The organism is Pseudomonas sp. NFIX28, from assembly GCF_900107395.1.
In the GTDB taxonomy this organism is placed as follows: domain Bacteria; phylum Pseudomonadota; class Gammaproteobacteria; order Pseudomonadales; family Pseudomonadaceae; genus Aquipseudomonas.
On record NZ_FNPW01000004.1, the window covers coordinates 387,072 to 410,389 of the forward strand.

At 57.6% G+C, this 23,318-nt stretch carries 22 protein-coding genes; 10 read left to right on the plus strand and 12 right to left on the minus strand.

What is annotated here, in order from left to right:
- Positions 1–230 precede the first annotated feature (230 nt).
- From argR to acs, 7 genes are all read right to left on the minus strand, one after another.
- Positions 231–1,211 carry a transcriptional regulator ArgR gene (gene argR / locus BLV20_RS10590; RefSeq protein ID WP_053280484.1) on the minus strand — a complete coding sequence of 327 codons (981 nt, stop codon included), beginning with the start codon at positions 1,209–1,211 and terminating at the stop codon, positions 231–233.
- A 114-nt stretch (positions 1,212–1,325) separates the two neighbouring features.
- Positions 1,326–2,090, minus strand: a complete 765-nt coding sequence (locus tag BLV20_RS10595; RefSeq protein WP_007921545.1) for an ABC transporter ATP-binding protein — start codon at positions 2,088–2,090, stop codon at positions 1,326–1,328.
- Positions 2,091–2,113: 23 nt separating this feature from the next.
- Complete coding sequence (locus BLV20_RS10600; protein ID WP_092300734.1) at positions 2,114–3,226, minus strand: succinylglutamate desuccinylase/aspartoacylase family protein; 1,113 nt, start codon at positions 3,224–3,226, stop codon at positions 2,114–2,116.
- A gap of 1 nt (position 3,227) precedes the next feature.
- On the minus strand, positions 3,228–3,926 hold the full coding sequence (locus BLV20_RS10605; protein WP_092300737.1) for an ABC transporter permease: 699 nt from the start codon (positions 3,924–3,926) through the stop codon (positions 3,228–3,230).
- Positions 3,923–4,612, minus strand: a complete 690-nt coding sequence (locus BLV20_RS10610) for an ABC transporter permease (RefSeq protein ID WP_092300740.1) — start codon at positions 4,610–4,612, stop codon at positions 3,923–3,925. Before BLV20_RS10610 ends, BLV20_RS10605 begins: the two co-directional genes overlap by 4 nt.
- Positions 4,613–4,702: 90 nt before the next feature.
- Complete coding sequence (locus tag BLV20_RS10615; protein ID WP_092300743.1) at positions 4,703–5,479, minus strand: ABC transporter substrate-binding protein; 777 nt, start codon at positions 5,477–5,479, stop codon at positions 4,703–4,705.
- A 683-nt stretch (positions 5,480–6,162) separates the two neighbouring features.
- The gene (acs, locus tag BLV20_RS10620; RefSeq protein WP_092300746.1) at positions 6,163–8,118 is read right to left on the minus strand and encodes an acetate--CoA ligase; all 1,956 of its coding nucleotides are present in this window, start codon (positions 8,116–8,118) and stop codon (positions 6,163–6,165) included.
- A 412-nt stretch (positions 8,119–8,530) separates the two neighbouring features.
- Here acs and BLV20_RS10625 point away from each other — a divergent pair, with 412 nt between their 5' ends.
- On the plus strand, positions 8,531–8,794 hold the full coding sequence (locus BLV20_RS10625) for a DUF2790 domain-containing protein (protein ID WP_092300749.1): 264 nt from the start codon (positions 8,531–8,533) through the stop codon (positions 8,792–8,794).
- On the opposite strand, the gene BLV20_RS30910 is transcribed toward BLV20_RS10625, so the two are convergent.
- Positions 8,784–9,209, minus strand: coding sequence for a hypothetical protein (locus BLV20_RS30910; RefSeq protein ID WP_139192692.1), 426 nt, complete (start codon positions 9,207–9,209; stop codon positions 8,784–8,786). The genes BLV20_RS10625 and BLV20_RS30910 overlap by 11 nt on opposite strands.
- A 445-nt stretch (positions 9,210–9,654) precedes the next feature.
- Here BLV20_RS30910 and BLV20_RS10630 point away from each other — a divergent pair, with 445 nt between their 5' ends.
- Positions 9,655–10,902, plus strand: coding sequence for a ribonucleotide-diphosphate reductase subunit beta (locus BLV20_RS10630; protein ID WP_025805755.1), 1,248 nt, complete (start codon positions 9,655–9,657; stop codon positions 10,900–10,902).
- 207 nt (positions 10,903–11,109) lie between these two features.
- Here BLV20_RS10630 and BLV20_RS10635 read toward each other — a convergent pair whose 3' ends face one another.
- Positions 11,110–11,721, minus strand: a complete 612-nt coding sequence (locus tag BLV20_RS10635) for a phage holin family protein (protein WP_092300752.1) — start codon at positions 11,719–11,721, stop codon at positions 11,110–11,112.
- Between the two features lie 144 nt (positions 11,722–11,865).
- Here BLV20_RS10635 and BLV20_RS10640 point away from each other — a divergent pair, with 144 nt between their 5' ends.
- The 7 genes from BLV20_RS10640 (at position 11,866) to BLV20_RS10670 (ending at position 20,545) form a co-directional block, all read left to right on the plus strand.
- Positions 11,866–12,849 (plus strand): hypothetical protein, encoded by a 984-nt coding sequence (locus tag BLV20_RS10640; protein ID WP_092300755.1) that lies wholly within the window; start codon positions 11,866–11,868, stop codon positions 12,847–12,849.
- A gap of 264 nt (positions 12,850–13,113) precedes the next feature.
- Complete coding sequence (locus BLV20_RS10645; RefSeq protein ID WP_092300758.1) at positions 13,114–15,474, plus strand: type VI secretion system Vgr family protein; 2,361 nt, start codon at positions 13,114–13,116, stop codon at positions 15,472–15,474.
- A 12-nt stretch (positions 15,475–15,486) separates the two neighbouring features.
- Positions 15,487–17,673, plus strand: a complete 2,187-nt coding sequence (locus BLV20_RS10650) for a phospholipase D-like domain-containing protein (RefSeq protein ID WP_092300761.1) — start codon at positions 15,487–15,489, stop codon at positions 17,671–17,673.
- The gene (locus BLV20_RS10655; RefSeq protein ID WP_256577733.1) at positions 17,654–18,526 is read left to right on the plus strand and encodes a tetratricopeptide repeat protein; all 873 of its coding nucleotides are present in this window, start codon (positions 17,654–17,656) and stop codon (positions 18,524–18,526) included. The genes BLV20_RS10650 and BLV20_RS10655 overlap by 20 nt, the downstream gene beginning before the upstream one ends.
- Positions 18,513–19,379 carry a tetratricopeptide repeat protein gene (locus BLV20_RS10660; RefSeq protein ID WP_092300767.1) on the plus strand — a complete coding sequence of 289 codons (867 nt, stop codon included), beginning with the start codon at positions 18,513–18,515 and terminating at the stop codon, positions 19,377–19,379. The genes BLV20_RS10655 and BLV20_RS10660 overlap by 14 nt, the downstream gene beginning before the upstream one ends.
- The gene (locus BLV20_RS10665) at positions 19,369–20,232 is read left to right on the plus strand and encodes a tetratricopeptide repeat protein (RefSeq protein WP_256577735.1); all 864 of its coding nucleotides are present in this window, start codon (positions 19,369–19,371) and stop codon (positions 20,230–20,232) included. Before BLV20_RS10660 ends, BLV20_RS10665 begins: the two co-directional genes overlap by 11 nt.
- A gap of 97 nt (positions 20,233–20,329) precedes the next feature.
- Positions 20,330–20,545, plus strand: coding sequence for a hypothetical protein (locus BLV20_RS10670; RefSeq protein WP_092300773.1), 216 nt, complete (start codon positions 20,330–20,332; stop codon positions 20,543–20,545).
- Positions 20,546–20,633: 88 nt separating this feature from the next.
- On the opposite strand, the gene BLV20_RS30915 is transcribed toward BLV20_RS10670, so the two are convergent.
- Entirely contained in the window at positions 20,634–20,777 is a 144-nt protein-coding gene (locus BLV20_RS30915) for a hypothetical protein (protein WP_256577736.1), read from the minus strand.
- Positions 20,778–21,170: 393 nt separating this feature from the next.
- On the opposite strand from BLV20_RS30915, the gene BLV20_RS10680 reads away from it, so the two are divergent.
- A complete protein-coding gene (locus BLV20_RS10680) occupies positions 21,171–21,488 on the plus strand; it encodes a helix-turn-helix domain-containing protein (protein WP_092300776.1) in 318 nt (105 codons plus the stop codon).
- On the opposite strand, the gene BLV20_RS10685 is transcribed toward BLV20_RS10680, so the two are convergent.
- Positions 21,470–22,027, minus strand: a complete 558-nt coding sequence (locus BLV20_RS10685) for an AAA family ATPase (RefSeq protein WP_092300779.1) — start codon at positions 22,025–22,027, stop codon at positions 21,470–21,472. The two genes, BLV20_RS10680 and BLV20_RS10685, sit on opposite strands and share 19 nt — an antisense overlap.
- A gap of 98 nt (positions 22,028–22,125) precedes the next feature.
- Positions 22,126–23,184, minus strand: coding sequence for an MBL fold metallo-hydrolase (locus BLV20_RS10690; RefSeq protein WP_092300782.1), 1,059 nt, complete (start codon positions 23,182–23,184; stop codon positions 22,126–22,128).
- Positions 23,185–23,318: the final 134 nt, after the last annotated feature.

The following is a 23,318-nucleotide window of genomic DNA, read 5'->3' on the forward strand; positions in this document are numbered from 1 at the left end:
TTCTTATAGCGCCAACCCTGGTTTTACGCGGGTTTACGGCAATGCGACAAATTGCGTCGCAAAGGCGCAGTTTAAACTGCTAGAGGCTTTAACGGCAGGATTGTCCAACGATTTGCGCCACACATTACGACGCCATCGCGAGCAAGCTTCGCTCCTACAGAAGAATGCATTCCGTGTAGGAGCGAAGCTTGCTCGCGATAGCAATTTGACAGGTAAAACGAAGAGGTGGATCAACCGCGTTCGGAAGGCACCGAAGACAGTTCGAACGGGCTGCTGCTACGTCGCTGGTTGCGGTCTTCCCGCGGCGTGGCGCCGAAGAAGTTGCGGTAGGCGCTGGAGAAATGCGGCCCCGAGGAGAAACCGCAGGACAGGCCGATCTGGATGATCGACTTGCTGGTCTGCATCAGCATCTGCCGCGCCTTGTTCAGGCGCAGCTCCAGGTAATACTGGCTCGGCACGCGATTGAGGTATTGCTTGAAGATCCGTTCCAGCTGGCGGCGCGAGACGCAGACATGCTGGGCGATTTCATCAGTGGTCAGCGGCTCTTCGATGTTGGCTTCCATCAGCAACACCGCCTGGGTGAGCTTTGGATGGCTGGAACCGAGGCGGTTTTGCAGCGGAATGCGCTGACGCTCCCCGCCTTCGCGAATACGCTCGACCACCAGCTCTTCCGAGACCGCGCCGGCCAGTTCCGCGCCATGGTCGCGCGCCAGCACCGCCAGCAACAGGTCCAGCACCGACATGCCGCCGCAGGCCGTCAGGCGGTCGCGGTCCCAATCGAACAGATGGCTGGTGGCGATGACCTTGGGGAAGCGCTCGGCAAAATCGTCCTGCCAGCGCCAGTGCACCGCCGCCCGATAACCGTCGAGAAACCCCAGCTGCGCCAGGGGATACACGCCGGCGGACAAGCCACCGATCACACATCCGGCGCGCACCAGTTGCTTGAGCGCGCTGCTTAGGGCCGGCGCCAGGGTGGCGGGCGGCTCATCGGCCAGCAGGAACAGTTTCTGGCAGCCTTCGAGCTTGCCCGACCAGGGTTCGCCCGGCAGTTGCCAGGCGCCTTCGGCCGGAGCCTCGGCCTGCAGGAAGGCCAGTTCGTAGACCACTTCCGGATGCACGCGCTGAGCAACACGCAAGGCCTCCTCGGCCAGCGCCAGCGTCAAGGCTTTAGTGCTGGGCCAAATCAGGAAACCAATTCGATGGGCAGTCATGGCGGGCAATCCGAAACGAAAACAGTGTTAGAGGCCAAAGGCGGCTGCAACCAAATTAGACCATCTGGCACGCGGTGCGCAGCATGACCTAATTTGGTGCATTACGGGAGTGATTTACTTCAGGCTGCCCGAGAGGAATTGTTGCAAACGTTCCGATTGCGGATTGACCAGCACTTCACGCGGGTTGCCGCTCTCTTCCACCAGGCCCTTGTGCAGGAAAATCAGCTGGTTCGACACTTCACGGGCAAAGCCCATTTCGTGGGTCACCACCACCATGGTCCGGCCTTCCTGGGCCAAGGCCTGCATCACTTTCAACACGTCGCCCACCAGCTCGGGGTCGAGCGCCGAAGTCGGCTCGTCGAACAGCATGACCTCAGGCTCCATCGCCAGCGCACGGGCGATCGCCACGCGCTGCTGCTCACCACCGGACATGTGGCCCGGGTAGGCATCCTTGCGATGCGCCACGCCGACCTTGGCCAGGTAGTGCTCGGCCTTTTCCCGGGCCTCGGCCTTGGGTACACCGAGCACGTGCACCGGCGCTTCCATGATGTTTTCGATGGCGGTCATGTGCGACCACAGGTTGAAGTGCTGGAACACCATCGACAGGCGCGAACGCATGCGCTGCAGCTGTTTTGGATCGGCCGCCTTCAGGGCGCCGTCCTTGTTCGCCACCAGCTTCAACTCTTCGTTGTTCAGCAGGATCTTGCCGGCGTGCGGCTGCTCCAGCAGATTGATGCAACGCAGGAAGGTGGATTTGCCGGAGCCACTGGAGCCGATGATGCTGATCACATCGCCAGCCGCCGCTTTCAGGGACACGCCCTTGAGCACTTCGTGACTGCCATAGCGTTTATGCAGGTCTTGGACTTCAAGTTTGTACATGCTGTCGGTTCTCACAAAAGCAGTCAGTCGTTGAGCAAGCGCCCGTGCCGCAGCGCTTCGCGCCCCGCCACCTTGGCCAGCCAGAAACCGGGTTGGGCGTAACGCAGCCGCTCAACGGCGAACAACACGCCGCTGGTGCCAGCACACAAGGTGCTGACCCGATCGGATAAGGGATCAATCACTTCGAAAATCGGCTCGCCCTTCTCCACCCAGCTACCGGCCGGACGCAGAAAACTCACCACGCCGGGATGCGGCGCAAACAACAATTCAGTGCCTTCGAAAGGCATGGCCTCGCACGCTTCGTGCTGCGGCGCCGGCCACTGGCCCGCGATCAGCCCCTGCTCGGCGAGGAACGCCAGGATACCTTCGGCGTGGGCCTCGGCTTGCGGGCGACCGGTGTCAGCCTGACCGCCCAGCTCGATGGTCGTCGCCAGACAGGCCAGCGGAATCTGCGCCTGCGGGAACTGGCGCGACAGGCGCAACCAGGGCAGCGAACAGGCTTCATCGAACGAACTGCCGCCGGAGTCTTCCGCCAGCAGGCCGACACGTACATTCAGATGGGCCGCCAGCGAACGCCACTGCGGCCAATGCTGCGGCAAGGCGTACATATGCAGCGCCGCTTCCGCATCGCAGTGCAGGTCCAGCACCACATCCGCAGTGCAGGCATGGCTCAGGAGAATGCGCTGCATGCCTTGCAGCTGGCTCGACGGTGCCGGCAGTTCCGCCAGCACAGCGCTCATGGCCTGGCGAATCACCTGGATATTGGCGTGCGGGTCATCTCCCAGGCAGCCTTCCAGGCGGGCCGCGACCGGCGCGCTCAGCTCGACGAAATCGCGATTGAAGTTCTTGCCGCTGCCCGCCTCGAAGCGCCCCTGGTGATTGCCTTGCAACAGCTGCCCCAAACCCATCGGGTTGGCTACCGGCACCAGTTCGATCACGCCATTCAGCGCGCCCTGGGCCTCCAGCTCGGCCAGGCGCTTTTTCAGCTCCCAGGCGGTGCGCATCCCCGGCAGCTCGTCCGCATGCAGGCTGGCCTGGATATAGGCCTTGCGTTCGCCGCGCCCGAAACGGAACACCGAGATTTGCCGCTCGCTGCCCAGGTGGCTCCATGGCAATACGTGGTCAATGCGTTCCATATCAGTGCTTCCGCGGCGCCAGGTAGCGCAGCCAGCGGCCTTCGGCCAGCTTGAACAAGCGCACCAGGATAAAGGTCAGGCACAGGTAGAACACGCCGGCGGTGATGTAGGCCTCGAACGGCAGGTAGTACTGCGCGTTGACCGTACGGGCCGCACCGGTGATGTCGATCAGGGTCACGATGGAGGCCAGGCTGGTGGTCTGCAGCATCATGATCACTTCATTGCTGTATTGCGGCAGCGCCCGGCGCAGGGCCGACGGCAGCAGGATGCGGGCATACATCTTGTAGCGCGACATGCCCATGGCCTTGGCCGCCTCGATCTCGCCGTTCGGCGTGGCCTTGAGGCTGCCGGCGATGATTTCCGCGGTGTAGGCACTGGTGTTGATGGCAAATGCCAGGCAGGCACAGAAGGTCGCACTGGACAGCCAAGGCCAGAGGAAGCTTTGGCGCACCGCATCGAACTGGGCCAGGCCGTAGTAAATCAGGAACAGCTGCACCAGCATCGGCGTGCCGCGGATCACATAGGTATAGAGCCAGGCACTGAGGTTGACGATCGGCTGCTTGGACACCCGCATCAGCCCCAGGGGCAGCGCCACCAGCAGACCGAAGAACAGCGACAGGGCCAAAAGCTTCAGGGTGGTCAGCAAGCCACTGAAATACAGTGGCAAGGCCTCATAGATGACGTTGTAGTCGAAGATCATAGATCAGCCGCCCTTACGCCTACCGAGTAGCGCTTCTCAAGGTGACGCAATGCCAGCAACGAGACACTGGTGATCACCAGGTACATCGCCGCCACTGCGAGGAAGAAGGTGAAAGGCTCGCGGGTGGCATCCGCCGCCTGCTTGGCCTTGAACATCATGTCTTGCAGGCCCACCACCGAAATCAGCGCGGTAGCCTTGGTCAGTACCAGCCAGTTGTTGGTGAAGCCGGGGATCGCCAGGCGGATCATCTGCGGCACCAGCACCCGGAAGAACACCTGGAAGCTGTTCATGCCGTAGGCCATGCCTGCCTCGGCCTGACCCTTGGGGATCGCCATGAAGGCCCCGCGAAAGGTTTCTGACAGGTAGGCACCAAAGATGAAACCCAGGGTGCCGATACCGGCGGCCAGCGGGTTCAGGTCGATGTAGTCGTCGTAACCCAACATGGGCGCAACCCGGTTGAGCAGGTCCTGACCGCCGTAGAAGATCAGCAGGATCAGCACCAGGTCGGGAATCCCGCGGATCACCGTGGAATACAGATCGCCCAGCCATGCCAGCCAGCGCACCGGCGAGAGGCGCAACGCGACTCCGACCAGACCCAGAACGATGGCCAGGGCCATGGACGACAAGGCAAGCTGAAGCGTCAGCCAAGCGCCATCGAGGATGACAGCCCCGTAGCCTTTCAACATGATTCAGGTCCTCGAAAATTGGGATGAAAAAATGGCGCAAACTTCAGAGATTCTGCTGCTTGCGCCATCTCGGACTTGCTGACTTGACGATTACTGACCGTAAATGTCGAAGTCGAAGTACTTGTCCTGGATTTGCTTGTATTTGCCGTTCTCGCGAATGGCCGCGATCGCACCGGTGATTTTGTCTTTCAGTGCATCGCCCTTGCGCACGGCGATACCCACGCCGTCACCGAAGTACTTGGTATCGGTGAAAGCCGGACCGACGAACGCGAAGCCTTTGCCGGCGTCGGTTTTCAGGAAGCCGTCGTTCAACAGGGTAGCGTCCGCCACGGTACCGTCGAGGCGACCGGCCGCCACGTCCAGATAGATTTCGTTCTGCGAGCCGTATGGCTTGATCTCGGCACCCAGCGGAGCCAGCACTTCACGGGCGAAACGCTCGTGGATCGAACCGCGCTGCACGCCAATGTTCTTGCCCTTGAGCTCGGTCAGGCCATCGCTGACCTGGGTGCCCGCCTTCATGACCAGGCGCGCCGGAGTGTTGTAGTACTTGCCGGTGAAGTCCACGGACTTCTTGCGATCATCGGTGATCGACATCGACGACAGGATCGCATCGATCTTGCGCACCTTGAGTGCCGGGATCAGGCCGTCGAACTCTTGCTCGACCCACACGCACTTGACCTTCATTTCTTCGCACAGGGCGTTGCCGATGTCGTAGTCGAAACCAACGATGCTGCCATCCGGAGCCTTGGAGGCGAATGGGGGGTAAGCCGCTTCGATACCAATTTTCAGAGGCTTTTCATCGGCGAATGTCGGCAGGGAAAGTACGGAGGACAGTGCCAGGGCGCCAAGAAGCACGAGTTTCTTCATCTTAGGACTCCATCGGTAAAGGGCGAAAACGGCAGAGTGAGCGACAGCCCAATATGCGAATGGGTGGAACCTGATAGCGGTGCTGCGTCCTTGAGGACCCGGCCATGAACCCCAGACGGGCTCCCCGGCAGGCAACGACGAGCGAGTGATCGGCATTCTAACGACAGGCCCGAAGCCGATATTTCCTCAATGCGACAACAAATTACAGAAGCACCGAGAAACCAGGTCGAGCACATTGACAGCTCTTCAGATTTATGCAAGAGCAAAAGACGGTGAACCAATCTACGCTGCAAATTGCGGGCCTATTATTCGCAAAGCCTTCTATTCCGGCAAGCGCAGCGTTATGACTTATTTTTTACCGGCCCCGCAAAGGCCCTGAAACAGCGCTTGGCGTTTCTCATTGCCCCGAATCCGGGCAACGGGTTACACATTCCCTTCCGCCGGTAACATTCAGATACGCCCGATGGACATACCGATATTTATTCAATCGAAAAGCCACTGCCTGTAGCCGCTGCCGCAGGCTGCGATAAGGCCCGAAGGGCCTTTCAGGGCCTTCAAGAGCGCGTCTCCTGCGGAGCCGATCGCAGCCTGCGGCAGCGGCTACAGAAGCCCCCCGATAGCGCCCACAAAAAAGCCCCGCCCGGCACAAGGCCGGGCGGGGCTTTCATCGATGCAGGTCGGCCTTAAGCGGCGCTCATGGTCTTGTGGGTATCGACCAGATGCTGCACCACGCTCGGGTCAGCCAGGGTCGAGATATCCCCCAGGCTGTCGTATTCCGCCGTGGCGATCTTGCGCAGGATACGGCGCATGATCTTCCCGGAACGGGTCTTCGGCAGCCCTGGCGCCCACTGGATCACATCCGGCGAGGCGATCGGCCCGATTTCCTTGCGCACCCAGTTCTTCAATTCCAGGCGCAACGCCTCGCTCGGCTCTTCGCCACCGTTGAGGGTGACGTAGACATAGATGCCCTGCCCCTTGATGTCATGAGGCACACCGACCACCGCCGCTTCGGCGACTTTCGGGTGAGCAACCATGGCGCTTTCGATCTCGGCGGTCCCCATGCGGTGGCCGGAGACGTTGAGCACGTCGTCCACACGCCCGGTGATCCACCAGTAGCCATCTTCATCGCGCCGGGCGCCGTCGCCGGTGAAGTACATGCCACGGAAGGTCTTGAAGTAGGTATCGACGAAACGATCGTGATCGCCATACAAGGTGCGGGCCTGGCCTGGCCACGAATCGAGAATCACCAGGTTGCCCTCGGCAGGCCCCTCGATGATATTGCCCAGGTTATCCACCAGCGCCGGCACCACGCCGAAGAACGGACGTGCCGCCGAGCCCGGCTTGAGGGCGTGGGCGCCCGGCAGCGGACTCATCAGGGTCGCGCCGGTTTCGGTCTGCCACCAGGTATCGACGATCGGGCAACGGGAATGACCGACATTCTTGTAGTACCAATCCCAGGCTTCCGGGTTGATCGGCTCACCCACCGAACCGAGCAGGCGCAGGCTGCTGCCATCGGCGCCTTCGCAGGCGGCGGTGCCCGAGGCCATCATGGCGCGGATCGCGGTCGGCGCGGTGTAGAGGATATTGACCTTGTGCTTGTCGACGATCTTCGCCACGCGGGTCACGTCCGGGTAGTTCGGCACGCCTTCGAACAGCACGGTGGTCGCGCCATTGGCCAGCGGGCCATAGACAATATAAGTGTGGCCGGTGACCCAGCCGACGTCGGCGGTGCACCAGTAGATTTCCCCCGGACGGTAATCGAACACGCGCTCGTGAGTCAGGGCCGCATACAGCAGGTAACCGCCGGTGGTGTGCTGCACGCCCTTGGGCTTGCCGGTGGAACCGGAGGTATAAAGGATGAACAGCGCCTCCTCGGCACCCATTTCCTTTGGCGCGCAGACGGTACCGGCGACCTTCATCAGGTCTTCGTACCAGATGTCGCGATGCTGGTTCCATTTGATCTGGCCATTGGTGCGCTTGCACACGATGACCTTCTGGATGCTGCTGGTCTCCGGGTTGGTCAGCGCATCGTCGACATTGGCCTTGAGCGGAATCTTCTTGCCCGCGCGGATGCCTTCGTCGGCGGTGATCACCACCTTGGACCGGCAGTCGATGATCCGGCCGGCCAGCGCTTCTGGCGAGAAGCCGCCGAACACCACCGAGTGAATCGCGCCGATGCGGGTACAAGCCAGCATGGCGACCACGGCTTCGGGAATCATCGGCATATAGATAGTCACCACGTCGCCGCGGTGTACGTCCTGGCCCCGCAGGGCGTTGGCGAACTTGCAGACTTGTTCGTGCAGTTCACGGTAAGTGATGTTGCGGCTTTCGGAAGGATCGTCGCCTTCCCAGATAATCGCGATCTGATCGCCGCGCTCGGCCAGGTGGCGATCCAGGCAGTTATAGGAAACGTTGAGGGTGCCGTCGGCAAACCATTTGATATCGACATGGTGATCGTCGAAGGAGGTCTGCTTCACCGTGGTGAAAGGCTTGATCCAGTCGAGGCGCTTGGCTTGCTCGCGCCAGAAGCCATCCGGGTTGACGACCGACTGCTGGTACATGGCCTTGTAGGTCGCCTCGTCAGTCAGCGTGTTGGCCGCAACCTCGGGACGAACGGGATACAGAGAAGCCGCACTCATCTTTCTTACCTCGGTGACATAGTTGTTGTTGTATGACCCCGTTGTAGCCGGGGCGGGCCTATAGAACCATTCGACGATGGTAGTAACAACCCCCTGCCAATTGCCCAGGAAAAGGCTCCAGCACGTCTATTGCGGTACTTGCAGCAAAGTCTGCGGCCAGTAAAAGCCGGCCGCTGCATGGTGCAGGGTCGTTTTCAGCGCGATTGTTACAAAAACCGTCAATAGTGTTTATCAAAAGCACGCCTGTATAGCGCCTACCCAGGCGCCTAGAATCGACTTCGCCAACAAGGCAACGCGATTAACCAAGTTACAGCCCCCACGAAGGCAGTTAATCCAAACTTCCACTCAAGTTCCACACGCAGCCCCATAAAGGCTGCGTGACCCCACACGACCTTAGAAAGGTGAAGTCAACATGAAAGCTTTATTAGTTCTGGCCCTCAGCAGTCTTTGCGCTACAGCAATGGCCGACGAGATCCCGACTGATGTCGCAAGCCAGCAGCCGCCGGTAGAGGAATACACTTACTCGTCCGATCTGGACATCGCCAAAGTTATATCCATGAGCGAAGTTCCGAATGTATGCGAAGTTGTACCGGCGCGCATGGAATATGAAGATTCAAAAGGCTTGCGGCATATTCTTCAATATAGCGTCATGGGTAACGGCTGTTCTAACGGCTGATACACAGGTTATTTCTTGAAGTTAAAACCAATGCCGGCCGCAAGAAATCTTTCTTGCGGCAAAGATGGCCGGAACACATGGCTGAATTCAGGTTTGTTACAAGCCCCCCATGCAGGGCGACCAGACCTTTTCTATTTTTGCCTTTGCGGCCCTGCAGGAAGCGTTTTGCAATCGCCCCAAAGGGGTTGACGAAGGGTAGAAACGTCTTCTTCCACGTCAAAAACCGAACTCGCACCGCAACCCCGAAGAGTAGTGTTTCAAAGATCAAAAATTGACCATTCGACACAAGATATAGTGGCAAAAGCATTTTTCTGCTGATTTTTTGAGCAGAAAACCCAACCGACAATTTGCGGCATCGATTGAACACAATCCTGTCTACGAAAACTCGCCACCTCCCCTGCAGGCCATGGTTCACGGGGCTTGCAGCGTATCGCGCAACAATCTCGGCGCCACCGGCCACCTCGAACCGCTAAAAACACGCCAAACCGGGTGAAAAAAAATCTTCTCAGGCCAAAGCCTTGTAAACCCTCGCTCCGCCGCGATCACGCCCCTCGCCGACCCAATCGTGAGCCACTTCGTCGCACCCAAGCGACAAAAAAGTCCCTATAATGCGGCCTTAAAACGGGCCTGCAATATTCCCTTACAGGGATAAACAGCCAGTCCGAAGCCAGCGCAGAACACGACTTGCTCCTCTGCGCCATCGTCGCCTCGGAACTCCCGTACATATTTTTGTTTATTGCCTGCGTTAGCTGCTGCAACAAACGATTCCTTAAGATCCAACGCGGCCAGTTCGGCCGTGTGAAAAACCAACCACCAGGTTTCACACGGGCATCTGGCCCTCACGCAGGAGACGACACGTCATGCTGAGCTGGGACGAATTCGACAAAGAAGAAGGCGAAGTCGCCGTTAAAGGCGCCAACGCCGGCCACGCGGCCGAAGCCACCATGGACCGCCTCGACAGCGCCGGCGGTGCCGCTGCGCTCGAAGCCCGCGCCGTAACCGCCAACGACTCGGCAGCCGTCGCCCGCGCCAAGGCCTCTTTGGACCAGCTCGATATCGCTGAAGGCCTGGCCGAGCTGGAAGGTGCTTCCGCCCGTGTCGCCGTCGACGAAAAGCGCATGATCAACTGCCGCGCCGACCTCAACCAGCTCGTGCCATTCAAGTACGACTGGGCCTGGCAGAAATACCTGGACGGTTGCGCAAACCACTGGATGCCGCAAGAAGTCAACATGACCGCCGACATCGCCCTCTGGAAGAACCCGGAAGGCCTGACCGACGACGAGCGTCGCATCGTGATGCGCAACCTGGGCTTCTTCTCCACCGCCGACTCCCTGGTTGCCAACAACCTGGTGCTGGCTGTGTACCGCCTGATCACCAACCCGGAATGCCGCCAGTACATCCTGCGCCAGGCGTTCGAAGAGGCGATCCATACCCACGCCTATCAGTACTGCATCGAATCGCTGGCCATGGATGAAGGCGAGATCTTCAACATGTACCACGAGATTCCTTCGGTCGCGAAGAAAGCCGCCTGGGGCCTGAAGTACACCCGCTCGATCTCCGATCCGAAGTTCGAAACCGGCACCGTCGACACCGACAAAGAGCTGCTGCGCAACCTGATCGCCTACTACTGCGTCCTGGAAGGCATCTTCTTCTATTGCGGCTTTACCCAGATCCTGTCCATGGGCCGCCGCAACAAAATGACCGGCGTCGCCGAGCAGTTCCAGTACATCCTGCGCGACGAATCCATGCACCTGAACTTCGGTATCGACGTGATCAACCAGATCAAGATCGAAAACCCGCACCTGTGGGATGCCGAGATGAAGGAAGAAGCTACCCAGATGATCCTCCAGGGCACCCAACTGGAAATCGAATACGCTCGCGACACCATGCCGCGCGGCGTACTGGGCATGAACGCGGCAATGATGGAGGACTACCTCAAGTTCATCGCCAACCGTCGCCTGTCGCAGATCGGCCTGAAGGAAGAATACCCGGGCACCACCAACCCGTTCCCATGGATGAGCGAAATCATGGACTTGAAGAAAGAGAAGAACTTCTTCGAGACTCGCGTGATCGAGTATCAGACTGGCGGCGCGCTGAGCTGGGACTGATTCCGGCTCCCGCCTGTGCCGATCGCGATCCGGATCGGCACAAGAAAGCCTCAAAAAAGCCCTGACTAGTTCAGGGCTTTTTTATGGCCGCTTAATTCTCCGTTCCACTCTCTTTTCCCCGCCCCTCCTCAGCAGATATCGGCAGGATGTATACCGGAGGGGATTGTCGATGAACCCGCAACAACAGGAAGAACACCAGCGGCAGGCCTATGGCTTGTTCTGCTCAAGCGGGCGCCAGTCGAAATGTTGCCGTTCGCCAACGCCATTGAAGTCGACGCGATAGGTGTGTTGTTTGCCACCGATATCGCAGACGCCGATCAAGTCGTGGTTATGTTGCTCGCGTGGTGGTGGCGTCTGGATATACACGGTGCCGTGGCAGTTTTCGTAGTTGCAGGGCGCGGTATTGCGGTACAGCAAATAATCACCGCTTTCATCACGCTCGACCCAACGCCCATCGATGAATCGGGCCTGATCGGGCGCAATGCTGGTGGTGGCCATTTTGCGCTTGCCGTTGCACAGCATCACCCCGCCCATGGCAACGGCCATGATGATGTAGGCCAGGATCCGCGACTCGACATTGAAGTAGGAAAGGATGCCCAACGCGTCGGCCAGGATCGACATGACCGAAAGCACCAGCGCCGGCAGTGAGAGAAAAAACGCCACCGCGCCTTTGATGACGCTGCCCCGGCTCACTCGCTCGACACTCTTGGGGTCGATGACGAACTGAATGCTGGTGCGCTCAGGCGCATGATTCTGCGCAATATTGATGTGGTTGGCGTCACCAATGGAGCCGATATTGATACGGTTGCCGTCAGACATGAACCTGAGCCCTTCCCGGTTATGGATGGATCGCGCTACCTACAAGATTATGCCGAGATACGCGCCCATGCTTGAAAAGATCAGTGCACTGCCCTGCGCCACCCGCTATTAATAGCCTTCTTTTCTCAAGGACCCGAGCCTCCCATGAAATTCGATACCGCCTACTGCATCAGCCTCGACGACAAGCTGTCGATCTATGACGTGCGCGACCTGAATTTCGACGAGACCATGGCCTTCGACTCGGCCAAAGAACAGTTCCAGTGCCCCAACGATGCCTGTCGCGTAGCCTTTGGTACGGACAATCAGCTGGTGACGTTCAATGCCAAGAACGTCAATTACATCCGCACGCCGCATTTCAAGAATCTGCCCGGTACCCGACATATCGAGGGCTGCCCTTATGGCAGCAGCAGGTCTCTGGCAGCCGGGGTGGAGGGTATGCCGGAGGCGGATGATCGGGAGGAGCATTTCCCTTCGGAGCTGTTGCTGAGCCGTCGCGAATATAGGCGCAAACCCGCCACACCCAGCGCGGACGTCGATACGCCAAGGACGGCGGCGCCAGCGCCCACCTCCAGCCCGCGCACACCTCACTCGGCCCAGGTCGGCACGCCGGACAAGACCAGCGTCTTCGCTCACCCGGTGGAGTGCTTTGTGTCGAATATCGACGACAAGGATTTGCTCAAGCGCATGCCCTTGAAAATCGGTGAGCACACAGCGTCCTATGCCTCGTTTTTCAAGAAGATCGAATACCTGCTGGACAACAAGGGGTTGATCTACTGGGGCAAGATCAAGGAGATCAAGGACTACACCCAGAGCTTTCGCATCGACTTCGAACAGAAGGTCTGGTTCAAGCAAGCGGACGAGAGCAAGAAGAAGCCCTACTCGGTCAATGTCTACCTGAGCAAGAAACTGATCGACAACTACCGCAAGCGCAAAGCCTTCCTTGAAGAGATCAAGCACGCCATCGACAGCGAGCAGGACCTGTATTGTTTCTTTTACGGGGTGACACCGGAACTCAAGCAAGTGCCAAGCAAGAAGAATCCCGAACAGACATTCGGGGTATTCAGTGCCAACATCGAGAGCCTGGATCACTTCATCATCCGCGAAGCGCCAGGGTTGGCGATGGACTAGCCTTCAGCACCGCCGCTCAGCTACAAAAATAATGGCCTTTTAATGGCTCACCATGAGCATTTGCTGCCAAAAAATATTGCAACAATTAGAAACAAAATTATCTACCCCTTCTACAGCGGGCTATTCAGGGCAAGTGCGCAACTTCTTGCGCAATCGGGACGCGTTAGATTACGCACCTATTAATCCCTGGTGATTCATGACCCACGCAGATGCTGGAACAGAGGGGTCGACTCATGGAAGAACACTCATTTCAAGGAGCGATTCATGTTCAACCCTTCCAATGAAACCCATTTCAGCCTGACGGTCGACGACTTCCAGGGTGATTTGCAGGTGCTGTCTTTCGAGGGGATCGAAGGCATCAGCCAGCCGTTCCGTTTCGACCTGGAACTGGTCAGCGAGAACCCCGACCTGGACCTGGAGACGCTGCTGCACAAGCAGGCTTTTCTCGCCTTCGACCCGCAAGGCAGTGGCATCCACGGGCAGATCTACCGCGTGGCCCAGGGCGATGCCGGCAAGCGCCTGACCCGCTACAAGGTGTCGCTGGTGCCGCAGCTGGCCTACCTCGAACACCGCAGCAACCAGCGCATCTACCAGCAGCTGTCGGCGCCGAAGATCATTGCGCTGATCCTCGAAGAGCACGGCATCCAGGGCAACGCCTACCGGTTCCAGCTCGGCACGCCGTGCCCGGAGCGCGACTACTGCGTGCAGTACGACGAGACCGACCTGCACTTCATCCAGCGCCTGTGTGAAGAGGAAGGCCTGCATTACCACTTCCAGCACAGCCCGCAAGGCCACCTGCTGGTGTTCGGCGACGACCAGACGGTGTTCCCCAAACTCGGCCAGCCCACCGCCTATATCCAGGGCAGCGGCATGGTCGCCGACGAACCGGTGATCAAGGGTTTCAACCTGCGCCTGGAAACCCGCACCCGCCGTACGACTCGACGCGATTACGACTTCGAGAAGCCGCGCCTGCAACTGGAAGCGGCCTATAAACCCGAGGCCGAAAGCGCCGAACCGGACCTGGAAGACTACGACTACCCGGGGCGTTTCACCGACCGCGCGCGCGGCAAGTTCCTCAGCCAGCGCGCCCTGGAACGGCACCGCGCCGACTACCGCCAGGCCGAAGGCTGGGGCGACCAGACGCGGCTGGTCAGCGGCCACTTCCTGGAACTGTCCGAGCACCCGCGCAGCGAGTGGAACGACCTCTGGCTGCTCACCGAGATCGTCCACGAAGGCAAGCAGCCGCAGGTGCTGGAAGAGTCGGTGACCAGCGACACCACCGACAACAAGGACGACTTCCACCAGGGCTACCGCAACCGCTTCCTCGCCACGCCCTGGGACGTGTTCTACCGCCCGGCGCTGAAACACCCGAAACCACGGGTGCTGGGCAGCCAGACCGCGGTGGTCACCGGACCCAAGGGCGAAGAAATCCACTGCGATCAGTACGGCCGGGTCAAGGTGCAGTTCCACTGGGACCGCGAGGGCAAGGCCGACGACAAGACCAGCTGCTGGCTGCGCGTGTCCTCCAGCTGGGCCGGCGACCGCTACGGCGCCCTCGTCATCCCGCGGATCGGCATGGAAGTGCTGGTGACCTTTCTCGAAGGCGACCCCGACCAGCCGCTGATCACCGGCTGCCTGTACCACAAGGAACACCCGGTGCCCTACGCGCTGCCGGCGAACAAGACCCGCACCCTGTTCAAGTCCATGAGCTCGCCGGGCGGCGGTGGCTATAACGAACTGCGCATCGAAGACAAAAAGGGCGCCGAGCAGATCTTCATCCACGCCCAGCGCGACTGGGACGAAAACATCGAGCACGACCAGAAAATCCGCATCGGCCACGAACGCCACGACACCGTGGTCAAGAACACCTACACCGAACTCAAGGCCGAAGAACACCGGATCACCCACGCCGACCGCAAGATCGAAACCAAGGCGGACGACCACCTCACCGTCGGCGAAAACCAGCACATCAAACTCGGCACCGCGCAACTGACCAAAGCCGGCCAGGAAATCCACCTCAAGGCCGGCGCCAAGATGGTCATCGAGGCGGGCAGCGAACTGACCATCAAGGCCGGGGGCAGCTTTATCAAGCTGGATGCCGGCGGCGTCACGGTGGTGGGGCCGGTGGTGAAGATCAACGCGGGGGGCTCGGCGGGGAGTGGGACGGGGATTGGCATTCTGATGCCGGGCCTGCCGGGGGCGGCCGATGCGGACAAGGCTGGCAGCCTGATGGAGGAGGCATTGGCCAACCCGGCGAAAGAAACTGTGCCGGGTCAGCTGTGCATTCGTATTTCTCCGTTGCCCAACATGCCGGGATATCCGGATGAGCCCTATCAGCTCTACGCCGATGGCGCACTGATCGACAAAGGCTTCAGCGACGAGAAGGGCAATGTGCTTTTCCAGCATATTCCCGGTACCCGCAACTATTCGGTGGAAACGGTGAACGGACACCGTTTCAACCTGGATATGAGCGAAACCTCGACCGAACAGACACGCCAACGCAGTGAACGCCTGGGGCGTGAGGGATATCGCGACTTCCCGGGCGCGGCCGCCTCTCTGGAGGTGTTGAGCAGCAGTGAGGCGTTCCGCCAATTGTGGGCGGACCAAAGCGAGCAGAAAGAGTAAAGGAAGCACTCCATGACATACCTCGATCAGAAACTGTCGATCTCGCTTGAAGAAAGCGCCGCAACCCTGACCTCGGATTGGTTCGCCCACAAGAATAACCCGCTAAGTCCACCACGTCCGGCAGGCAATGTGGTGACGCCGCTGGTGTGTGGCGAGGAAGCCTTCAAGAAGGTCTATGAATGCATCCAGAAAGCCACGAAAAGTATTGATCTCATCAGTTGGGGCTTCGACCCGGGGTTGCGTCTCGACCGAGCTTCAGCCGACAGCCTCAGCCTAGGGGAGTTGCTCAAGCAGAAGGCTGACCAGGGTGTTGAGGTGCGGATACTGATCTGGAACAACCGGCTGGCCCAGCTCGGTGAAAACTCGGTTATCGGTGAGGGTTGGAGCGGCGAGGGTGGGACCTCGGTAGGCTCCGGTCTGACCGCGGGTAAGCCCGCTGACACCAGCGCCCGAGAGGTCAAACGGCAAAAGCTCCTGCGAAAGCAGCAGGAGGAACAGGCGCGCCTGGAGAAGCTCTCGGCAAACGACGAGTCCGGCCGACGTGCCTCGCGTGACCGTCTGATCGACATCCAACAAAGCCTGGATGCTCTGGACAGCGGCTACACCAAAGGCAGCGATTCGGGGGGAACGGTCCAGGACCCGAACGAACAGGTCAAGACCCGCGATTGGCATCGCTGGGTACACAGCCGCGAAGCCCGTAACATCGAGTTCCGTACGCGGGATTTCGAGTTCATAGGACAGTTGACCTACGACGACCAGAATGGCCTGCGGATGCATTGGGGACGCCTTGCCATCCTGTGGCGACTGCTCAAGGACGAGTCTCACGATGTGTCCTTCATGCAGATGATGCTCCTGAGCCTGTTTCCCAGCCATCACCAGAAAACTCTGGTGGTCGACTACATGGATCCGCAAAAGGCGGAAGGTCTCGTGATGGGCCACAACCTGCAGCGCAACTACTGGGACACCACCGCCCACGCCTACGACGATGCAGCCGGCAAGCGCGACCTGGGCTTCGGCCCCTGGCAGGACCTCTCACTGCACGTACTCGGCCCGGTGCTGTTCGACCTCAATCACAACTTCTGCAATGCCTGGGACAAGAGCAGCAGTTGGATACGCCGCATGTTCAAGGGCACCCTGAACAGCGAACGTTCCGCGGTCAAACCCTTGAGCCTGATTCGTGACGGTGGAGAGCCCGCGCAGATTTGCCGGACCCAACCGGAGGAAGGGCCGGAAACCACTATTCTCGAGATATATGAAAAGGCTCTGGGCAATGTGCATCAGTACGCCTATATCGAGAATCAATACTTCCGCTACAAACCGCTGGCCGAACGCCTGAAGAAAATTGCTGCCGACTACGTCGCTGCCGGCAAACAACAGGACCTGCACCTGTTCGTGGTCACCAACAACCCGGAGAGCGGGCATTTCTCCAGTTCCACCTACGAGATGCTCGACACCCTTGGTCAAGGTGAACTGATGCCCCTGGCCCACCGCGACCTGCTCTACGATCAACGCCAATTGGCCTACCGCCAGCGCGAACTGAAGGCCCATGACGAATCGCCGACACGCGATCAGGAACTGGCCAAGGTGCAGACGCAAATGAATGAGCAGGGCATCGACCCTAGTCGCGCCGATGAACTCCTGGCCATGGACCCCAACAAACACTACAACCAGGCCGCGGCTCGCGAACTGGAGCCGGAACTGCTGCCGCCCAAGGGGCTGAAAATCATTATGGCGACCCTGGTCAGTTGCAAGGACGGTGGGGAAACCGCTACTCCCAAGACGCGCGAGCAACGCCAGACCGAACGCGATATCACCGAACACCTCGGCCCGGAACAGGGAATGGCGCAGTACAAGTCCATCTATGTACACAGCAAGCTACTGCTGGTGGACGACCTGTTCTTTACCCTGGGCTCCGCCAACATCAACGAACGCAGCCTGAAATCCGACTCCGAACTGAATATCGCCATGCCAAGCCCGCAAACCACCCGGACCTGGCGGGAGCGGTTGTGGGGGATGCATTCGGGGAAAAGTGTCAGTAAGAAGACACCCTTTTTAATCGATAATATTCAAGATGATTATGAAAAGTGGGACGCGATCATCACAAAGAATTGGGAAAATCAAAAGAAAAAACTACCACTAAATGGAAACTTAGTCAGATTTTGGGATGTGGTGACACCTTATGCAAAAGCCCTTGATTAAATCGATATTTGCTCTGCTTTTATTTTTTTATGGAGTCCCTGTTATGGCTTACGAATTCAAATGCGTGCATGAGAAAGACACTGCCCCCCCTCTGAATCAGCAAGCTGATGAATGGTTCAAGCAAGCTCGAGCTATTAGTAAAGAGCGTTTGCCTGACTGGCCCAAAGCTGCCCATCTATATCAACAAGCAGTAGGTAAAGATCACTGGAAAGCAATGCATAACCTTGCAGAGCTATACTTACGTGGCGATGGGGTTGCTAGGGACACAAATAAGGCGATTGATTTATATTTGAAAATGACACAGTTGCAGGTTCCGCTGGGTTACTACGACATGAGCGTAATGACACAAAGAGGCGTTGGTGTTGTGCAATCAGACAGGACTGCCATGCAATTTTTGATTAAGGCAGCAGATCTGGGAAGCCCTCAGGCTCAAACAAGAATTGGTTATATTTACATATATGAAAAAAACAAAGATGCTATTGGGATTAATTATCTAAAGTGCGCTGAAAGGCAGGATTATGCAGATGCTGCATACAAGCTTGGCACATATTATGAATCGGTAGACAAAAACTACCCTGTCTCCATGCATTATTATCAGCGAGCAGCAGCGCTAGGTGAGCGGAAAGGAGCCATAGAAATAGAAGATGTATTTCAAAATGGTAAGTTTTCATATAGTAAAAACAAGAAGATTGAAGATGCATACTACAAAATATCCAGAGAGCTTGCCAAAGATCCAGAGTTGCGCTTCCCCAATCTAGCGAAAGATCACCCGCTACCACCGAACCCTGTGCAGGGTTATCACGCAGATAAAGACATTAACTGGAAACCGACCGGACGTAATGACGACTATTAAAGCGCTGCTGGCTATTGTGCTATTAGGTAGTAGTGGCTTTTCCATGGCGTATGATTTCAAGTGTGCTCATGAAAAAGACACTGCTCCACCTCTGGATCAACAGGCAGATCAGTGGTTTAAGCAGGCTCGCGCCATAAGCAAAGAGCGCTTGCCTGATTGGCCTAAAGTAGCGCGACTCTATCAACAGGCTGTCGAGAAAAAACATTGGAAAGCCATGCATAATCTTGCCGAATTGTATTTGCGTGGTGATGGCGTACCCAAAGATACAAATAAAGCTATTGATTTATACCTAGAGATGGTCAAGCTTGAAGTTCCGCTAGGTTATTACGATATGAGTGTAATGACTCAGAGATGTGTTGGAGTTGTGCGGTCTGAGAAAGACTCAATGATGTATTTATTAAAGGCGGGGGATATAGGTAGCCCATTAGCCCAGGTTAGACTGGGGAATATTTATATTTATGATCTAAAAAAGAGAGAGCTAGGTGTTTCTTATTTGCGCTGTGCTGCACATCAAAACGATGCAAGCGCAAATTACGAATTGGCTGAGTATTATGAAATTGTAGATAAAAACTATCCTGTAGCAATGCACTATTACCAACAAGCGGCTGCTTTGGGTGAGCGTAAAGGGGCTATGGCAATAGAGCGAGTATTTAAAGATGGAGAGTTCTCCTATCAGAAAGATAAAAAAACAGAAGATGCCTATTACAAAATATCCAGAGAACTCGCCAAAAATCCAAGTTTACGCTTCCCAAATCTAGCTAAAGACTACCCACTACCACCGCACCCTATTCAGGGCTATCACGCCGACAAAGACATTAATTGGAAACCTACCGGACGTGATGATGACTATTAAAGCACTGCTGGCTGTTGTGCTATTGGGCAGCAGTGGTTTTTCCATGGCATATGATTTCAAGTGTGTTCATGAAAAAGACACTGCTCCACCCTTGGACCAGCAAGCAGATCAATGGTTTAAACAAGCTCGGGTGCTTAGTAAAGAACGTCCGGCCGACTGGAGCAAAGTGGCCAACCTGTACCAGCAGGCTGTAGAAAAGAACCATTGGAAAGCGATGCACAATTTTGCAGAGCTATATTTACGTGGTGATGGGGTTGCTAAGGATACGAACAAGGCGATTGATTTATACCTGAAAATGATACAACTGAAAGCTCCTCTGGGTTACTACGATATGAGTGTAATGACCCAAAGAGGGGTTGGTGTTGTGCAATCAGACAGAAGCGCTGTGCAGTTCTTGATTAGGGCTGCAGATTTGGGAAGTCCTCAAGCTCAAACCAGAATCGGATATATCTATATATATGATAGGAGGAAGGATGCTGTAGGGCTTGGGTACTTGAAGTGCGCGGAGAGACAGGGTTATGCGGACGCTGCTTATAAGTTGAGGTCTTATTATGAGGTTGTGGATGAGAACTATCCTGTTTCCATGCATTATTATCAAAGAGCTGCAGCTCTAGGTGAACGAAAAGGCGCCATGGAAATAGAAGATGTATTTCAAAATGGTAAGTTTTCTTATAATAAAGACAAGAAGACTGAAGATGCATACTACAAAGTATCTAGGGAGCTAGCCAACAATCCAGACTTGCGCTTCCCCAATCTGGCCAAAGACCACCCACTGCCACCGAACCCTGTGCAAGGCTATCACGCCGACAAAGATATCAATTGGAAGCCGACCGGACGTGACAACGACTATTAGCAAGCCCCAAGACAAGACTTAAATTCCCTCATGGGATCAAGCAAGCCTAAACGATGCCCTAATCTCCTCATGAACCATCCGGTAAGGAAGCGAAAAAATGCGTAAAACACTAGGGATAGTGGCTGGTGTACTTCTCGGCCTGGCGATATTCAGTGCATTGTTGGGGATGGGTGGCGTTGCAGGCGCTGCGACTGGCGGTGGAGGCGTTTCCGATATGGTCGACATTGCTTTCATGATGGCGAAGGCATTATTTGCGTTGAGCCTGATTTTTGGGCTGCTGGCGATTGCGTGGCCCACGAGCGGCAGGAAATAGATCGAGAACCTTCAACTGCTGACAGAAGTCCGCGTATCAGTGTCATTCACAACACTCGCACCGGCGCGTCAAATTTGAGTCAAGCGCCCTACTCCACCAGCATGCCGAGTATCACCAACACCAGCACACCGATATACAGCTGCGCATGCAGCCGATCGAGAATGCGCCCGCTGCCAGGCGAATGCCCGGCAGTGAGCTGAAGGTCAGCACAGCCCTGCCCCCCGATGCTCATCAGCCCCCCTGTGCAATGGACGCAGCAGTGCACATCGGCCTGTGCACTTTCAACCGCTGGTTCCGCAAAGAAAAACCGGTATGCGTTTCGTCCACTGGCACCAGCGCGCCTGCATGGTCAGGGTCCTTGGCTCGCCTGGCCGCGGGCGAAGCGGTGATGCGTATCGTCCTCGATTTCGGCGATGACAGCCCCCTCTACCTTTCCCACCATGTTCCGCCGTGTGTTGGGGCAATCACCCAGCGCCTATCTGAAAGCCGAGACCTAGAACCGGGACAAGCCTTGTCACGAAAACGTTGAGGCGATCGACAAAATGAGTTTGATCCGCACATCAAACAACTGTACAAATAAACAGTACTTTATCGACTCATCTTCATCAGCTTCCGGAGAAAACCCATGGCCTCACTCGCGATGAAAGTCACCCTGGAACGTATCGCCCTTTTCCAGTTCACTCCAGAACACTGCATTCAGGCCCGCGCCATGCTGGGTTGGAACCAAGAGCACCTGTCACGGCAATCCGGTGTTTCGGTAGCCGCCATTCGCCGCTTCGAGGTTGGCGGTGAACTGCTCGACGTAACCCGACTGGCCTTGGCGTTTTGCCTGGAGACAGAAGGCCTGGTGTTCTTCCCCGGCTTCGCCCCAGGGCGCGGCATGAACATCAAGGGCGCCACGCCCAACCCGATGGAACGGCCCGATTACGGCATGATCGAGTGATCCAGGGCGATCAGAACCTCTTCCTGTAACGCTTGTACCGAACGGTGAGTGGCGTCGAGACGGATTACCGGGCAGCTCAGCCCGGTGATCCAGCTCTCATGCCGACGCAGGCTGCGTGTGCCTTTGCCACCGGTGTCGTAGCCGGCAGCCCAGGCAAGAAAGGCCTGGGTGGCCAGATACCGTTCGCCGCCCTCGTGGATCTGCTCGCCATAACGCTGGAACTCGCGCGCCCGCAGGCGCTGCAGGCGAACCTCGGGCTCCAGGCGGAGGAAAACGGCATGGGTGAAGGCCGGAATCATCGGGTCGCCCCAACCGCATAACGAACCGGACAACACCCAACTGTCCAGCCCGGCCACCTGTTGCTGCAACAGCCGGATGCGCTCGTCGCGAGGACGTCGCAGGCTGAAGGGCTGCTCACTGGGTCGCCAGAAGAAGTTGTCCGAATCGAAATGCGCGATCCCCGTACCCTGGGCCAGCGCCTGGCCGAGGGTCGTGGTGCCAGACCCGGACGCGCCAAACAGATGAATCCGGTAAGCCATCGCAAGGTCCAGGCATTGGGTAGATTTTCTGAATACTCCCCAGGCCCGGAAACGGCAACCTGAGGATGGCCAGGCGCGGGGGCGTACCGATGAAGGGTCTACAGATCGCTCGCCATGAGCTGCTCGGCCATGGGTTCGACCTCCATCCACCAGGCGTGCCCGCGCTGTGGGTGCTTCAGGTTGAAGACCTCGCCCATCTGTGGCGTGGCAATGGCAATGCTGCGCTCCCAAGCCAGCGAGAGGATGCGGTCGAACGGTTCGTACCAGGCATGCATCGACAGGTCGAACGTACCGTTGTGGATGGGCAATAACCAATGCCCCTTGAGGTCGATGTGTGCCTGCAGGGTCTGTTCCGGCTGCATGTGCACACCTGGCCACTCGACGTTATAGGCCCCGGTCTCCATCAACGTCAGGTCGAAAGGGCCATATCGTTCGCCAATCCGCTTGAAGCCATCGAAATAACCGCTGTCACCGCTGAAGAAAATCCGCCTGTCGCCATCGATTATCACCCAGGATGCCCACAGCGTGCTGTTGCCATCGAACAGGCCACGGCCGGAGAAATGCTGCGATGGCGTAGCGATAAAACGAATGCCATCGACTTCGGTGCCTTCCCACCAGTCCAGCTGACGCACCTTGTCGACCGGCACGCCCCATTTCACCAAGGTGTCGCCCACGCCAAGGGGCGTAAGGAAATAGCGGGTCTTGTCCGCTAGCTTGAGCACGGTCTGGTGGTCGAGATGATCGTAATGGTCATGGGACAGGATCACCGCCTCGATCGCAGGCAATTGTTCCAGGCTGATAGGCGGCTGGTGGAAACGCTTGGGGCCGGCCCATTGCACCGGCGAAGCGCGCTCGGCCAACACCGGATCGGTGATCCAGAACTTGTCGCGCAATTTCAACAGCACCGTCGAGTGGCCCAGGCGATAGACGCTCTGGTTCGGCGCCGCCAACAGTTGCTCGAGGGTCAATGGCTGTACCGGAATGGCTCCGGTCGGGCGGGTGTTGCGCGGCTTGTGAAACAGCATGCGCCAGAAGATGCTCAGCGTCTTGCCCAGCCCGGCGCGCCGGACCGGGGCGTGATTACGGAACGCACCTTGTTCCTGGAAGGATGTTTCGGGGTGTGAAGCGCTGTCTGCACGGGAAAAGAGAGTGGCCATGAATCAGTGACTCCAAGGAGCCCACCAAGGCTCCGATGATTCTCTGCGGGACGAGAAAGGCCAATGCACGCAAGCGTCAGCCGACCATCATTTTTCTTGCTACAAACTACACTGCACAGTGTAGTTTTTGAAGA

Coding starts and splice junctions, on each gene's coding strand:
- BLV20_RS10605 (WP_092300737.1), bottom strand. CDS start 3,926: ATGATCTTCGACTACAACGTCATCTATGAGGCCTTGCCACTGTATTTC.
- BLV20_RS10665 (WP_256577735.1), top strand. CDS start 19,369: ATGACTATTAAAGCACTGCTGGCTGTTGTGCTATTGGGCAGCAGTGGT.
- BLV20_RS10630 (WP_025805755.1), top strand. CDS start 9,655: ATGCTGAGCTGGGACGAATTCGACAAAGAAGAAGGCGAAGTCGCCGTT.
- BLV20_RS10635 (WP_092300752.1), bottom strand. CDS start 11,721: ATGTCTGACGGCAACCGTATCAATATCGGCTCCATTGGTGACGCCAAC.
- BLV20_RS10600 (WP_092300734.1), bottom strand. CDS start 3,226: ATGGAACGCATTGACCACGTATTGCCATGGAGCCACCTGGGCAGCGAG.
- BLV20_RS30915 (WP_256577736.1), bottom strand. CDS start 20,777: ATGAGCATCGGGGGGCAGGGCTGTGCTGACCTTCAGCTCACTGCCGGG.
- BLV20_RS10670 (WP_092300773.1), top strand. CDS start 20,330: ATGCGTAAAACACTAGGGATAGTGGCTGGTGTACTTCTCGGCCTGGCG.
- BLV20_RS10655 (WP_256577733.1), top strand. CDS start 17,654: ATGCAAAAGCCCTTGATTAAATCGATATTTGCTCTGCTTTTATTTTTT.
- BLV20_RS10660 (WP_092300767.1), top strand. CDS start 18,513: ATGACGACTATTAAAGCGCTGCTGGCTATTGTGCTATTAGGTAGTAGT.
- BLV20_RS10595 (WP_007921545.1), bottom strand. CDS start 2,090: ATGTACAAACTTGAAGTCCAAGACCTGCATAAACGCTATGGCAGTCAC.
- BLV20_RS10615 (WP_092300743.1), bottom strand. CDS start 5,479: ATGAAGAAACTCGTGCTTCTTGGCGCCCTGGCACTGTCCTCCGTACTT.
- BLV20_RS10680 (WP_092300776.1), top strand. CDS start 21,171: ATGGCCTCACTCGCGATGAAAGTCACCCTGGAACGTATCGCCCTTTTC.
- BLV20_RS10645 (WP_092300758.1), top strand. CDS start 13,114: ATGTTCAACCCTTCCAATGAAACCCATTTCAGCCTGACGGTCGACGAC.
- BLV20_RS10685 (WP_092300779.1), bottom strand. CDS start 22,027: ATGGCTTACCGGATTCATCTGTTTGGCGCGTCCGGGTCTGGCACCACG.
- acs (WP_092300746.1), bottom strand. CDS start 8,118: ATGAGTGCGGCTTCTCTGTATCCCGTTCGTCCCGAGGTTGCGGCCAAC.
- BLV20_RS10650 (WP_092300761.1), top strand. CDS start 15,487: ATGACATACCTCGATCAGAAACTGTCGATCTCGCTTGAAGAAAGCGCC.
- BLV20_RS10610 (WP_092300740.1), bottom strand. CDS start 4,612: ATGTTGAAAGGCTACGGGGCTGTCATCCTCGATGGCGCTTGGCTGACG.
- BLV20_RS10690 (WP_092300782.1), bottom strand. CDS start 23,184: ATGGCCACTCTCTTTTCCCGTGCAGACAGCGCTTCACACCCCGAAACA.
- argR (WP_053280484.1), bottom strand. CDS start 1,211: ATGACTGCCCATCGAATTGGTTTCCTGATTTGGCCCAGCACTAAAGCC.
- BLV20_RS10625 (WP_092300749.1), top strand. CDS start 8,531: ATGAAAGCTTTATTAGTTCTGGCCCTCAGCAGTCTTTGCGCTACAGCA.
- BLV20_RS10640 (WP_092300755.1), top strand. CDS start 11,866: ATGAAATTCGATACCGCCTACTGCATCAGCCTCGACGACAAGCTGTCG.